This is a genomic window from Pseudomonas sp. GV085 (assembly GCF_003050925.1).
Classification (GTDB): domain Bacteria; phylum Pseudomonadota; class Gammaproteobacteria; order Pseudomonadales; family Pseudomonadaceae; genus Aquipseudomonas.
On sequence record NZ_QAOV01000001.1, the window covers coordinates 100,708 to 114,121 of the forward strand.

The 13,414-nt window shown below is 61.9% G+C and carries 12 protein-coding genes; all 12 read left to right on the forward strand.

Going from position 1 to position 13,414, the window contains the following annotated elements; all coding sequences use genetic code 11:
* The first annotated feature begins 19 nt into the window (after positions 1-19).
* From mraZ to C8K63_RS00570, 12 genes are read left to right on the forward strand one after another with little or no spacing between them, the layout of a single operon-like run.
* The gene (gene mraZ / locus C8K63_RS00515; RefSeq protein WP_090286131.1) at positions 20-475 is read left to right on the forward strand and encodes a division/cell wall cluster transcriptional repressor MraZ; all 456 of its coding nucleotides are present in this window, start codon (positions 20-22) and stop codon (positions 473-475) included.
* Entirely contained in the window at positions 472-1,419 is a 948-nt protein-coding gene (rsmH, locus tag C8K63_RS00520) for a 16S rRNA (cytosine(1402)-N(4))-methyltransferase RsmH (RefSeq protein ID WP_007972589.1), read from the forward strand. The genes mraZ and rsmH overlap by 4 nt, the downstream gene beginning before the upstream one ends.
* Complete coding sequence (ftsL, locus tag C8K63_RS00525) at positions 1,416-1,709, forward strand: cell division protein FtsL (protein ID WP_057398001.1); 294 nt, start codon at positions 1,416-1,418, stop codon at positions 1,707-1,709. Before rsmH ends, ftsL begins: the two co-directional genes overlap by 4 nt.
* Positions 1,709-3,448: a penicillin-binding protein 2 gene (locus tag C8K63_RS00530; protein WP_177413221.1), complete on the forward strand. Its 1,740-nt coding sequence runs from the start codon at positions 1,709-1,711 to the stop codon at positions 3,446-3,448. The genes ftsL and C8K63_RS00530 overlap by 1 nt, the downstream gene beginning before the upstream one ends.
* Positions 3,448-4,911, forward strand: coding sequence for a UDP-N-acetylmuramoyl-L-alanyl-D-glutamate--2,6-diaminopimelate ligase (locus C8K63_RS00535; protein ID WP_108214914.1), 1,464 nt, complete (start codon positions 3,448-3,450; stop codon positions 4,909-4,911). Before C8K63_RS00530 ends, C8K63_RS00535 begins: the two co-directional genes overlap by 1 nt.
* Positions 4,904-6,271 carry a UDP-N-acetylmuramoyl-tripeptide--D-alanyl-D-alanine ligase gene (murF, locus tag C8K63_RS00540; protein ID WP_108214915.1) on the forward strand — a complete coding sequence of 456 codons (1,368 nt, stop codon included), beginning with the start codon at positions 4,904-4,906 and terminating at the stop codon, positions 6,269-6,271. Before C8K63_RS00535 ends, murF begins: the two co-directional genes overlap by 8 nt.
* The gene (gene mraY, locus C8K63_RS00545; protein ID WP_108214916.1) at positions 6,271-7,353 is read left to right on the forward strand and encodes a phospho-N-acetylmuramoyl-pentapeptide-transferase; all 1,083 of its coding nucleotides are present in this window, start codon (positions 6,271-6,273) and stop codon (positions 7,351-7,353) included. Before murF ends, mraY begins: the two co-directional genes overlap by 1 nt.
* Before the next feature lie 6 nt (positions 7,354-7,359).
* Entirely contained in the window at positions 7,360-8,706 is a 1,347-nt protein-coding gene (gene murD / locus C8K63_RS00550; protein ID WP_108214917.1) for a UDP-N-acetylmuramoyl-L-alanine--D-glutamate ligase, read from the forward strand.
* Positions 8,703-9,920, forward strand: coding sequence for a putative lipid II flippase FtsW (ftsW, locus tag C8K63_RS00555; protein WP_108214918.1), 1,218 nt, complete (start codon positions 8,703-8,705; stop codon positions 9,918-9,920). Before murD ends, ftsW begins: the two co-directional genes overlap by 4 nt.
* Positions 9,910-10,980 carry an undecaprenyldiphospho-muramoylpentapeptide beta-N-acetylglucosaminyltransferase gene (gene murG / locus C8K63_RS00560; RefSeq protein WP_108214919.1) on the forward strand — a complete coding sequence of 357 codons (1,071 nt, stop codon included), beginning with the start codon at positions 9,910-9,912 and terminating at the stop codon, positions 10,978-10,980. The genes ftsW and murG overlap by 11 nt, the downstream gene beginning before the upstream one ends.
* A complete protein-coding gene (gene murC / locus C8K63_RS00565) occupies positions 10,973-12,433 on the forward strand; it encodes a UDP-N-acetylmuramate--L-alanine ligase (RefSeq protein ID WP_108214920.1) in 1,461 nt (486 codons plus the stop codon). The genes murG and murC overlap by 8 nt, the downstream gene beginning before the upstream one ends.
* Positions 12,430-13,413, forward strand: coding sequence for a D-alanine--D-alanine ligase (locus tag C8K63_RS00570; protein ID WP_108214921.1), 984 nt, complete (start codon positions 12,430-12,432; stop codon positions 13,411-13,413). The genes murC and C8K63_RS00570 overlap by 4 nt, the downstream gene beginning before the upstream one ends.
* Position 13,414: the final 1 nt, after the last annotated feature.

A 13,414-nucleotide genomic window follows, 5' to 3' on the forward strand; every position in this document is an offset into this window, starting at 1 on the left:
AATTTGGAGAGACGCTGACGTGTTTCGCGGAGCCAACGCTATCAGTCTCGATGCAAAGGGCCGTCTCGCAATGCCGAGCCGGTACCGTGACGAGCTCGATTCGCGGAGTTCCGGGCAGTTGATCGTCACGATTGATGCCGTTGATCCATGTTTGTGTGTTTACCCCCTCGATGAGTGGGAAATTATTGAAACCAAACTGCGCGCACTGCCTTCGCTTCGCGAAGAGAACCGTCGCCTGCAACGTTTACTGATTGGTAATGCCGTCGACCTCGAGCTCGATGGCAGTGGTCGTTTTCTGGTTCCGCCGCGTCTTCGTGAATATGCCAGGTTGGATAAGCGCGCGATGTTGGTAGGCCAACTGAACAAGTTCCAATTGTGGGACGAGGATGCCTGGAACGCGGTTTCTGCCGCTGACCTGGCTGCCATTCAACAACCGGGCGCTATGCCTGATGAACTGCGTGATTTGATCCTGTGACTATTGATAGCGGCTTTAACCACATCACCGTACTGCTTGACGAAGCCGTCGAGGCTCTCGCCGTACGTCCTGATGGCTGCTATCTGGACGGCACGTTCGGACGCGGCGGACACAGCCGGTTGATCCTCAGTCAGCTCGGTCCCGATGGTCGGTTGCTCGGATTCGATAAAGATCCACAAGCGATTGCCACCGGGCAAACGCTAGCGGCCGAAGACGGCCGCTTTGTCGTTGTGCAGCGCAGCTTTGCCGAGCTCGGTTCGGAAGTCGCCGAACGCGGTCTGGCCGGCAAGGTCAGCGGCGTGCTGCTGGATCTGGGCGTGTCTTCGCCACAGCTCGACGATCCTGAGCGCGGTTTCAGCTTCCTCAACGACGGCCCGCTGGACATGCGCATGGATCCGTCCCGCGGAATCAGCGCTGCCGAGTTCGTCAACACCGCGCCCGTGGAAGAAATTGCCCGGGTGTTCAAGGAATACGGCGAGGAGCGTTTCTCCGGTCGCATGGCCCGAGCAGTGGCCGAGCGCCGCGACATCAAGCCATTCGAGCGCACCGGTGACCTGGCAGAAGTCCTGAAGGTCGCCAATCCGGCGTGGGAAAAGGGCAAGAACCCTGCAACCCGTGCGTTCCAGGGCTTGCGTATTCACGTCAACAACGAACTGGGTGATCTGGAAACCGGCCTCGAAGCCGCCCTGGAGTGCCTGGAAGTGGGCGGTCGTCTGGTCGTCATCAGCTTCCATTCGCTGGAAGACCGCATCGTCAAACTGTTCATGCGCAAGCTGGTGAAAGGCGAAGCCGACAACCTGCCGCGCAACCTCCCGGTTCGGCATGTCGCCTTCGAACCGAAAATCAAAGTCCATGGCAAAGCGCAGACGGCCTCCGACGCCGAACTCAAAGCCAACCCACGTTCCCGTAGTGCTGTCATGCGTGTGGCGGAGAAGCTGCGGTGAGCAAGCTTTTCGCCAAGCCATTGCCCGGCGGAAGCTTCTTCATGCTGCTGCTGTTTGTCGGCGTGCTCATTTCGGCCATTGGCGTGTCCTACAGCGCCCACTGGAACCGTCAGCTATTGAATTCGCTGTACAACGAATTGAGCGTGCGCGACAAGGCGCAAGCCGAGTGGGGCCGGTTGATTCTGGAGCAGAGCACCTGGACCGCCCACAGCCGTATCGAAGTGCTGGCCACCGAACAACTGAAAATGCACATTCCCGGTGCCGCTGACGTGAAGATGGTGGCGCCATGATGAAGCTCGAAGGTGCACTCTTTCCTTGGCGGTTCCGCGTGGTGCTGGGTTTGCTCGGCATCATGGTGGTCGCGATTGCCTGGCGCATCATCGATTTGCAAGTAGTCGACCGTGCCTTCCTCAAAGGTCAGGGCGATGCCCGCAGTGTTCGTCATATTCCGATTCCGGCCCACCGTGGTCTGATCACCGACCGTAACGGCGAGCCCTTGGCCGTGAGTACTCCGGTCACCACCCTTTGGGCCAATGCCAAGGAAATGCAAACGGCCAAAGAGAAGTGGCCAGCACTGGCGGCTGCCTTGGGGCAGGACCCGAAAGCCCTGGCCGAACGTCTCGAAGCCCAGGCCAACAAGGAATTCATTTACCTGGTGCGCGGGCTGACGCCTGAGCAGGGCCAGGCCGTGCTCGACCTGAAGGTGCCAGGTGTCTACGGCATCGAAGAGTTCCGGCGGTTTTATCCTGCCGGCGAAGTCACCGCCCATATGGTCGGGTTTACCGACATCGACGATCATGGTCGTGAAGGCGTCGAACTGGCCTACGACGAATGGCTGGCCGGGGTCCCTGGCAAGCGTCAGGTGATCAAGGACCGGCGCGGCCGGCTGATCAAGGATGTCCAGGTCACCAAAAACGCCAAGGCCGGCAAGCCCTTGGCGTTGTCCATTGACCTGCGCCTGCAATACCTGGCCAACCGCGAATTGCGCAACGCGATCATCGAGAACGGCGCCAAGGCCGGCAGTCTGGTGATCATGGACGTGAAGACCGGTGAGATTCTCGCAATGGTCAACCAGCCGACCTACAACCCGAACAACCGTCGCAACCTGCAACCGGCGATGATGCGTAACCGCGCGATGATCGACGTGTTCGAGCCGGGTTCGACCATGAAAGCGATCTCGATGAGCGCCGCCATCGAAACCGGCCGCTGGAAACCGAGCGACACCGTCGAGGTGTATCCGGGCTCCTTGCAGATTGGCAAGTACACCATCAAGGACGTATCCAAGACTGAGGGCCCGGTACTCGACCTGACCGGCATTCTGATCAACTCCAGTAACGTCGGCATGAGCAAGGTTGCCTTCGACATTGGCGGCGAAACCATTTTCCGTCTCGCGCAGAAAGTCGGCCTCGGCCAGGACACCGGCCTGGGCTTCCCGGGCGAGCGCGTCGGCAACCTGCCGAACTACCGCGAGTGGCGCAAGGCAGAAACCGCCACGCTATCCTACGGCTACGGTATCTCCGTGACCGCAATCCAGCTGGTCCACGCCTTCTCGGCCCTGGCCAACAACGGTCGCCTCGCACCACTGACTTTGATCAAGACCGACAAGGCGCCGCAAACCACCCAGGTGTTGCCGGAGGCCGTCGCGAAAACCATGCAAGGCATGCTGCAACAAGTGATCGAAGCCCCGCGCGGCGTATTCCGTGCGCAGGTGCCGGCGTATCACGTGGGCGGCAAGTCGGGTACTGCGCGTAAAACCTCGGTTGGCACCAAGGGCTACGCCGAGAACTCCTACCGTTCGCTGTTCGCCGGCTTCGGCCCGATGAGCGATCCGCGTTACGCCATCGTGGTGGTGATCGACGAGCCGACCAAGGCCGGTTACTTCGGTGGCCTGGTTTCCGCGCCGGTGTTCAGCCGCGTGATGTCGGGCACCCTGCGCCTGATGAACATTACGCCGGACAACCTGCCACCTACTCAACAAGCGAACGCAACACCGGTCGTTCCGCTGAAAGCCAATGGAGGGCGCGGCTGATGTCTCTGAGCCTGAACAAGATTTTCCCTCACGCCGGCCACGATCTGCTGATTCGCGAACTCGCCCTGGACAGCCGTAATGTGCGCGCAGGTGATTTGTTCCTGGCCGTCCCGGGCGGGAAGTTCGATGGGCGCGCTCATATTGCCGACGCCTTGCAACGCGGCGCGGCTGCGGTGGCCTATGAAGTAGAAGGCGCCACGATCCTGCCGATCACTGAAGTGCCGCTGATTCCGGTCAAGGGCCTGGCGGCTCAACTGTCGGACATCGCCGGGCGTTTTTATGGCGAGCCGAGCCATCACCTGAACCTGGTGGGCGTTACCGGCACCAACGGCAAGACCAGCGTGACGCAATTGGTCGCCCAGGCACTGGACCTGCTCGGCCAGCACTGCGGCCTGGTCGGCACACTCGGTACCGGTTTCTACGGCGCGCTGGAAAGCGGCCTGCACACCACGCCGAATCCGATTGCCGTGCAAGCGACCCTGGCGGACCTGAAGAAGGCCGGGGCCAAAGCCGTGGCGATGGAAGTGTCTTCCCATGGCCTGGACCAGGGGCGCGTGACGGCATTGGCCTTCGATGTGGCGGTGATGACTAACCTGTCCCGCGATCATCTGGATTACCACGGCACCATGCAGGTCTACGGCGATGCCAAGGCCAAGCTGTTTGCCTGGAATGATTTGAAATGCCGCGTGGTCAACCTCGACGACGAATTTGGTCGGCAACTGGCAGCCGACAAGCGCGAGTCGCGGCTGATTACCTATAGCCTGGAAGATTCCAGCGCCTACCTGTATTGCCGCCAGGCGCAATTCGACGACGAAGGTGTGCGCGCCACGCTGGTCACGCCACAGGGCGAGCACCTCTTGCGCAGCACCTTGCTCGGTCGCTTCAACCTGAGCAATGTCCTGGCGGCGGTCGGCGCGTTGCTCGGACTGGATTACGCCCTGGACGAAATCCTCAAGGTGCTGCCAGAGCTCGAAGGCCCTGCCGGGCGCATGCAGCGTCTGGGCGGTGGCTCGCAGCCATTGGTGGTGGTCGACTACGCCCACACCCCGGATGCGCTGGAAAAAGTACTGCTGGCCCTGCGTCCACACGCCAAGGGCCGGTTGCTGTGCCTGTTCGGCTGTGGCGGCGACCGCGATCGCGGCAAGCGTCCATTGATGGCCGAAGTGGTCGAGCGCCTGGCCGATGGCGTGCTGGTGACCGATGACAATCCGCGCACTGAAGATCCATCGGTGATTTTCGATGACATCCGCGCCGGTTTCACGGCTGTGGATAAAGTGGAGTTCGTTGCCGGTCGCGGTCAGGCGATTGCCCGGTTGATCGCCAGCGCCTCGGTGGATGACGTGATAGTCCTGGCCGGTAAAGGTCACGAGGACTATCAGGAAATCAACGGCGAACGCCATGCCTTTTCCGATCTGGTCGAGGCCGATCGTGCCTTGACCGCGTGGGAGGTGGCCCATGCTTAAGGCCTTGAGGCTGAGTGAACTGACCGGCGCGCTGAATGCTCGCCTGGTGTCTGCCGATGCCAGCTTCGACGGCGTCAGTATCGACAGCCGTGCAATCAAGCCGGGTCAGCTGTTTATTGCCCTGGCCGGTCCGCGTTTTGACGGTCATGACTATCTCAATGAAGTCGCCGCCAAGGGCGCCGTGGCTGCGCTGGTCGAGCGTGAAGTCGCCGACAGCACGTTGCCGCAATTGCTGGTCAGCGACACTCGCCAGGCCCTTGGCCAGTTAGGCGCGCTGAATCGCGCCGCCTACACCCGTCCGGTCGCGGCCATTACCGGTTCCAGCGGCAAGACCACGGTCAAGGAGATGCTTGCGAGCATCCTGCGCACCCATGGTCCGGTGCTGGCCACCCGTGGGAACCTGAACAACGACCTTGGCGTTCCGCTGACCCTGCTCGAACTGGCGCCGGAACATACCGCTGCGGTGATCGAGTTGGGTGCCTCGCGCCTGGGCGAAATTGCCTACACCGTGAGCATGACCAAACCCCATGTGGCCGTTCTCAATAACGCCGGGACCGCCCACGTCGGCGAGTTCGGCGGTCCGGAAAAAATCGTCGAAGCCAAAGGCGAGATTATCGAAGGGCTGGATGCCGATGGCGTCGCCGTTCTCAATCTTGACGACAAGGCGTTCGGTATCTGGAAAGCGCGCGCCGGTGACCGCAAAGTGCTGACGTTTGCGTTGAGCAACGCCAGCGCCGATTTCCATGCCAGTGACCTGGCCACCGATGCTCGCGGCTGCCCGGCGTTCAACCTGCACAGCCCTGAAGGTGTGGCGCGCGTTCAACTGAACCTGCTCGGCACCCACAACGTCACCAATGCCATGGCCGCCGCCGCTGCCGCCCATGCCCTGGGTGTGTCGCTGTCCGGTATCGCCGCTGGCCTTGGCGCGGTGCAACCGGTCAAGGGTCGCACCGTTGCGCAATTGGCCAGCAATGGCATGCGCGTGATCGATGACACTTACAACGCCAATCCCACCTCCATGTGCGCTGCCGTTGATATACTGGCCGGCTTTTCCGGTCGCACCGTCCTGGTGCTCGGGGATATCGGCGAGTTGGGCGAATGGGCGGAGCAGGGGCACCGCGACGTGGGCGAGTACGCCCGTGGCAAGGTTTCTGCGCTGTACGCCGTCGGGCCAATGATGGCTCACGCCGTGAACGCATTCGGTCCACAGGCTTTTCACTTCAGCACGCAGGCTGAGCTGATCAAGGCCCTGGGCGCCGAACAAGACACAAACACCACCATTTTGATCAAGGGGTCGCGCAGCGCTGCGATGGAAAACGTCGTCGCCGCCTTGTGCGGGTCCAGTCTGGAGAAACATTAATGCTGCTGCTGCTAGCGGAGTATCTGCAACAGTTCTACAAAGGCTTCGCGGTCTTCCAGTACCTGACCCTGCGCGGGATTCTCGGTGTACTGACCGCGCTGGTCTTGTCGCTGTGCTATGGCCCGTGGATGATCCGCACCCTGCAGAACCGTCAGATCGGTCAGTCCGTTCGCAATGACGGCCCGCAGTCGCACCTGTCCAAGTCGGGTACCCCGACCATGGGCGGCGCACTGATTCTGTCGTCCATCGGGGTCAGCACCCTGCTTTGGGCTGACCTGAGCAACCGTTACGTCTGGGTCGTACTGTTGGTGACCCTGCTGTTCGGCGCCATCGGCTGGGTCGACGACTACCGCAAGGTCATCGAGAAAAACTCCCGCGGCCTGCCAAGCCGCTGGAAGTATTTCTGGCAGTCGGTATTCGGTCTGGGCGCAGCGATCTTTCTGTATGTGACCGCCGCCACGCCGGTGGAAACCACGCTGATCCTGCCGATGCTCAAGGACTACAGCATTCCATTGGGCGCCGGCTTCATCGTCCTGACCTATTTCGTGATTGTCGGTTCGAGCAACGCGGTCAACCTGACCGATGGCCTCGACGGCCTGGCGATCATGCCGACGGTGATGGTGGGCGGTGGCCTGGGCATTTTCTGCTACCTGTCGGGTAACGTGAAATTCGCCGAATACCTGCTGATCCCTTACGTACCGGGCGCAGGCGAGCTGATCGTGTTCTGTGGCGCACTGATCGGAGCCGGCCTGGGCTTTCTGTGGTTCAACACCTATCCGGCACAAGTCTTCATGGGCGACGTCGGCGCACTGGCGCTGGGCGCGGCCCTGGGCACCATCGCGGTGATCGTCCGTCAGGAAATCGTCCTGTTCATCATGGGCGGCGTGTTCGTGATGGAAACCCTGTCAGTGGTCATTCAGGTCGCCTCTTTTAAACTGACCGGTCGCCGCGTATTCCGCATGGCACCGATTCACCACCACTTTGAACTCAAGGGCTGGCCCGAGCCGCGCGTGATCGTCCGTTTCTGGATCATCACCGTGATTCTCGTGCTGGTCGGCCTTGCCACCCTGAAGCTGAGGTAGAAACTCGTGTCTCTGATCGCTTCTGACCACTTCCGCATCGTTGTCGGCCTCGGCAAGAGCGGCATGTCCCTGGTTCGCTTCCTGGCGAACCAGGGCGTGGCGTTTGCCGTGGCCGATACGCGGGAAAATCCACCGGAACTGGCCACGCTCAAGCGTGACTATCCGCACGTGGAAGTGCGTTGTGGCGAGCTGGACGTCGAGTTCCTGTGCCGTGCCGACGAGCTTTACGTGAGCCCCGGCCTGGCGCTGGCGACCCCGGCCCTGCAGGCCGCCGCCGCCCGTGGCGTGAAGTTGTCCGGCGACATCGAACTGTTCGCGCGTAACGCGAAGGCGCCGATCGTGGCCATCAGCGGTTCCAACGCGAAAAGCACCGTGACCACCCTGGTCGGCGAGATGGCCGCTGCGGCGGGCAAGCGTGTTGCCGTTGGCGGCAACCTCGGTACGCCGGCGCTGGATCTGCTGCGCGACGACGTCGAGCTGTACGTGATGGAGTTGTCGAGTTTCCAGCTGGAAACCACCGACCAACTCAACGCCGAAGTGGCGACCGTGCTCAACATCAGCGAAGACCACATGGACCGTTACAGCGGTCTGCCGGCCTATCACCTGGCCAAGCACCGGATTTTCCGTGGCGCCAGACAGTTCGTGGTCAATCGTCAGGATGCCCTGAGTCGTCCGTTGATGGGCGAAGGGCAGCCATGCTGGACCTTCGGCCTGAGCAAACCCGACTTCAAATCCTTCGGTATCCGTGAAGAAGACGGCGAAAAATACCTGGCTTTCGAGTTCCAGAACCTGATGCCGGTGCGCGAACTGAAGATTCGCGGTGCCCATAACCAGTCCAACGCCCTGGCAGCCCTGGCCCTGGGCCATGCGGTCGGCCTGCCATTCGATGCCATGCTGTCGAGCCTGCGCACCTTCGCCGGTCTCGAACATCGCTGCCAATGGGTCCGCGATCTTGACGGCGTGGGCTACTACAACGATTCCAAGGCTACCAACGTCGGTGCCGCACTGGCGGCCATCGAAGGCCTGGGCGCGGACATCGAAGGCAAGATCGTGCTGATCGCCGGCGGCGACGGCAAGGGTGCCGAGTTCAAGGACCTGCGCGATCCGGTGGCGGCCAACTGCCGCGCCGTGGTGCTGATGGGGCGTGACTCCGACAAGATCGGTGAGGCCATCGGCGATGCCGTACCGCTGATCCGCGCCGGCTCCCTGGTCGAAGCCGTCGAGCAATGCCGCGCCGCCGCCCAACCGGGCGACGTGGTGCTGCTGTCGCCAGCCTGCGCCAGTTTCGACATGTTCAAGAACTACGAAGACCGCGGTCACCAGTTCGTCCAAGCCGTGGAGGATCTGGCATGAGCCTGAAAGACATCATCAAGCCATACCCTTCGCCGATCATCACCGGGCGCGGTATCGACCTCGACTTCCCGATGCTCGCCGGTTGCCTGACGCTGCTCGGCCTTGGGCTGATCATGATCGCCTCGGCATCGACTGAAGTGGCGGCCGTGCAGTCAGGCAGCGCCCTGTACTACATGATTCGCCACCTTATTTACGTGGTGCTGGGCCTGGGTGCCTGCATCGTCACCATGATGATCCCGATTGCCACCTGGCAACGCCTGGGCTGGTTGATGCTACTGGGGGCGTTCGGCTTGCTGGTGATGGTGATCGTCCCGGGAATCGGTCGTGAGGTTAACGGCTCGATGCGCTGGATCGGCTTCAGTTTCTTCAACGTCCAGCCTTCCGAGATCGCCAAGGTGTTCGTGGTGATCTACCTCGCCGGTTATCTGGTGCGTCGCCAGAAAGAAGTGCGCGAAAGCTGGATGGGCTTCTTCAAACCGTTCATCGTGCTGCTGCCGATGGCGGGCCTGCTGCTGATGGAGCCGGACTTCGGTGCCACCGTGGTGATGATGGGCGCTGCCGCGGCGATGCTGTTCCTCGGCGGCGTCGGCCTGTTCCGTTTTTCCCTGATGGTGGTCTTGGCCGTCGGTGCAGTGGTGCTGTTGATTCAAATGCAGCCCTATCGAATGGCGCGTCTGACCAACTTTGCCGACCCGTGGGCCGACCAGTTCGGCGCCGGCTATCAGTTGTCCCAGGCATTGATCGCTTTCGGTCGCGGTGAATGGCTGGGCGTTGGCTTGGGCAACAGCGTGCAGAAACAGTTTTACCTGCCGGAAGCCCACACTGACTTCGTATTCTCGGTCCTGGCCGAAGAACTGGGCGCGGTGGGTTCACTGTGCACAGTGGCATTGTTCGTCTTCGTGTGTATTCGTGGCATGTACATCGGACTATGGGCTGAAAAGGCCAAGCAGTTTTTTGCTGCTTATGTCGCCTACGGTCTGTCGTTCCTGTGGATTGGTCAATTCCTGATCAATATCGGCGTGAACGTGGGCCTGCTTCCGACCAAGGGACTGACCCTGCCGTTCCTCAGTTATGGCGGTAGTTCGTTGGTGATCTGCTGTGCCTGTCTCGGCTTGTTGCTGCGCATTGAGTGGGAAAGTCGAACCCACCTGGGCAGTGAAGAGATGGAGTTCCATGAGAGCGACTTCGCCGAGGAGCCGCACCATGGGCGCTAACGTCATGATCATGGCCGGCGGCACCGGTGGCCACGTGTTCCCGGCGCTGGCCTGTGCCCGCGAATTCCAGGCGCGCGGCTATACCGTGCACTGGCTCGGCACCCCGCGTGGCATCGAGAACGATCTGGTGCCGGCGGCCGGTATCGAGTTGCACCGGATCAATGCCAGCGGGCTGCGCGGCAAGGGCAAGCTGTCCCTGCTCAAGGCACCGTTCATGTTGCTCAAGTCGGTCTGGCAGGCGCGGGCGATCATTCGTCGGCTGCGGCCGGTCTGCGTGGTCGGCTTTGGAGGTTATGTGACCGGTCCTGGTGGCGTTGCAGCCAAACTGGCCGGCGTGCCGGTGATTGTTCACGAACAGAACGCCGTGGCCGGTACCGCCAATCGGTTGCTGGTGCCGTTGGCCGCCCGGGTCTGTGAAGCGTTCCCCGACACCTTTACCCTGTCGAGCAGCCGCCGGACCACCGGTAATCCGGTGCGCACCGAGCTGTTCCTCGAGACATCGCGACCTGCCCTGGCTGGTCGCAAGGCGCGTTTGCTGATCCTGGGCGGAAGCCTGGGCGCAGAACCGTTGAACAAGTTGCTGCCTGAAGCCCTGTCGCAAGTCGCTGCCGATTTGCGTCCGGAAGTGTTCCATCAGGCCGGCAAAAACCACGATGAAGTGACTGCAGAGCGCTATCGCGCGGCTGGCGTCGAGGCGCAGGTGCAGCCCTTCATCAAAGACATGGCCCAAGCCTACAGCTGGGCCGACCTGGTGGTATGTCGCGCAGGCGCGCTGACCATCAGTGAACTGGCCGCCGCCGGTCTGCCCTCGATGCTGGTGCCTTTGCCTCATGCCATCGACGATCACCAGACCCGCAACGCCGAATATTTGGCCCGTGAAGGCGCAGCCTTCCTGATGCCGCAAAGAACGACTGGCGCAGCGGATCTTGCCGCTCGCCTGACAGAGGTCCTGATGCAACCACAACGACTCAATGAAATGGCTACCGCGGCGCGCCGCCTGGCCAAACCCGATGCCACCCGTAACGTGGTCGACAGCTGCCTGGAGGTGGCCCATGGTTGAGAGTCAGAAAGCCATGCCGCAACCGGAAATGCGCCGTATCCGTCGCATCCACTTCGTCGGGATCGGCGGCGTGGGCATGTGCGGGATTGCCGAAGTGTTGTTGAACCTGGGCTATGAAGTGTCCGGTTCCGACCTGAAGGCTTCGCCGGTGACCGAGCGTCTGGAGTCCTTTGGGGCGCAGATCTTCATCGGCCACCGCGCCGAGAACGCCGCTGCTGCCGATGTGCTGGTGGTGTCGAGCGCCGTGAACACGTCCAACCCGGAAGTCGCGACCGCACTGGAGCGCCGTATTCCGGTGGTGCCACGCGCAGAGATGCTGGCTGAGCTGATGCGTTATCGCCACGGCATCGCCGTTGCCGGTACCCACGGCAAAACCACGACCACCAGCCTGATCGCTTCGGTGTTCGCCGCCGGTGGCCTGGACCCGACGTTCGTGATCGGTGGCCGCCTGAATGCCGCGGGCACCAATGCCCAGCTCGGCACCAGCCGCTACCTGATCGCCGAGGCCGACGAAAGCGATGCGAGCTTCCTGCACTTGCAGCCGCTGGTGGCCGTGGTCACCAACATCGACGCCGATCACATGGCGACCTACGACGGTGACTTCAACAAACTGAAGAAAACCTTCGTCGAATTCCTCCATAACCTGCCGTTTTACGGTCTGGCTGTGGTGTGCCTGGACGATCCGGTGGTGCGTGAAATCCTCCCGCAGGTCAAGCGTCCGACCGTTACCTACGGCTTCGGCGAAGACTGCGACGTGCGTGCCATCAATGTGCGCCAGCAAGGCATGCAGACCTTCTTCACCGTACTGCGTCCCGACCGCGAGCCACTGGATGTTTCGGTGAACATGCCGGGCAACCACAACGTATTGAACGCCCTTGCGACCATCTGCATTGCCACCGACGAAGGCGTCAGCGATGAAGCCATCGTCCAGGGCCTGTCCGGGTTCCAGGGTGTCGGCCGACGCTTCCAGGTCTACGGCGAACTGCCGGTAGACGGCGGCAATGTGATGCTGGTCGACGACTATGGTCACCACCCGACCGAAGTCGCGGCCGTGATCAAGGCCGTGCGCGGTGGCTGGCCGGAGCGCCGCCTGGTGATGGTCTACCAGCCGCACCGTTACAGCCGCACCCGTGACCTGTACGACGATTTCGTCAATGTGCTGGCCGACGCCAACGTACTGCTGCTGATGGAAGTCTACCCGGCCGGCGAAGAGCCGATTCCGGGCGCCGACAGCCGCAAGCTGTGCAACAGCATCCGTCAGCGTGGCCAGCTCGACCCGATCTACATCGAGCGTGGTGTCGACCTTGCGCCAGTGGTCAAGCCGCTGCTGCGCGCCGGCGACATCCTGCTGTGCCAGGGCGCCGGCGATATCGGCGGTCTCGCACCAAAACTGTTGAAAAGCGAGTTGTTCGCAGGTGCCGTTGCCGCGCCGGAGAAGGGGAAGTTGAAATGACTGCTGTCTACGCCAACCTGGTCTCCACGATCGCACCGAAAGACTTCGGCCGCGTCGCCGTGCTGTTCGGCGGCAAGAGTGCCGAGCGTGAGGTCTCCCTGAAATCGGGTAACGCCGTTCTGGACGCATTGCTAAGCGCCGGTGTGGACGCATTCGGCCTCGACGTGGGCGATGACCTGCTGCAGCGCCTGCTCGACGAAAAGATCGACCGCGCCTTCATTATCCTCCACGGCCGTGGCGGTGAAGACGGCAGCATGCAGGGCCTGCTCGAATGCCTGGGCATTCCGTACACCGGCAGCGGCATCCTGGCTTCGGCCCTGGCCATGGACAAACTGCGCACCAAGCAGGTCTGGCACAGCCTGGGCATTCCGACCCCACGTCACGCGGTACTGAGCAGCGAAGCCGATTGTATTTCGGCGGCGACGGAACTGGGCTTCCCTTTGATCGTCAAACCGGCCCATGAAGGTTCAAGTATCGGTATGGCCAAAGTGAGCTCCGCGTCCGAATTGATCGACGCATGGAAAGCGGCCAGTACCTACGATTCGCAAGTGCTGGTCGAGCAATGGATTCACGGTCCGGAGTTCACCATCGCCACCCTGCGTGACCAGGTGTTGCCACCGATTGCCCTGGGCACGACGCACAGCTTCTACGACTACGACGCCAAGTACATCGCCAACGATACCCAGTACCGCATTCCGTGCGGTCTGGACAGCGCCAAGGAAAAGGAACTCATGGACCTCACGGCGAAAGCCTGTGAAGCGCTGGGTATCGCCGGTTGGGGCAGGGCGGACGTGATGCAGGACGCCGACGGGCAGTTCTGGTTCCTGGAAGTCAACACCGCACCGGGCATGACCGATCACAGCCTGGTGCCGATGGCGGCCCGTGCCGCCGGTCTGGATTTCCAGCAACTGGTTCTGGCCATTCTGGCCGAGAGCGTTGCCGGCAACACTGCCGGTAACCAAGAGTCGACGAGAGGTTAAG

Excerpts from the sequence above, each read along its gene's own strand:
- C8K63_RS00530 (WP_177413221.1), top strand. The coding sequence starts at position 1,709 with ATGAAGCTCGAAGGTGCACTCTTTCCTTGGCGGTTCCGCGTGGTGCTG.
- C8K63_RS00535 (WP_108214914.1), top strand. The coding sequence starts at position 3,448 with ATGTCTCTGAGCCTGAACAAGATTTTCCCTCACGCCGGCCACGATCTG.
- murF (WP_108214915.1), top strand. The coding sequence starts at position 4,904 with ATGCTTAAGGCCTTGAGGCTGAGTGAACTGACCGGCGCGCTGAATGCT.
- mraY (WP_108214916.1), top strand. The coding sequence starts at position 6,271 with ATGCTGCTGCTGCTAGCGGAGTATCTGCAACAGTTCTACAAAGGCTTC.
- ftsW (WP_108214918.1), top strand. The coding sequence starts at position 8,703 with ATGAGCCTGAAAGACATCATCAAGCCATACCCTTCGCCGATCATCACC.
- murG (WP_108214919.1), top strand. The coding sequence starts at position 9,910 with ATGGGCGCTAACGTCATGATCATGGCCGGCGGCACCGGTGGCCACGTG.
- murC (WP_108214920.1), top strand. The coding sequence starts at position 10,973 with ATGGTTGAGAGTCAGAAAGCCATGCCGCAACCGGAAATGCGCCGTATC.
- C8K63_RS00570 (WP_108214921.1), top strand. The coding sequence starts at position 12,430 with ATGACTGCTGTCTACGCCAACCTGGTCTCCACGATCGCACCGAAAGAC.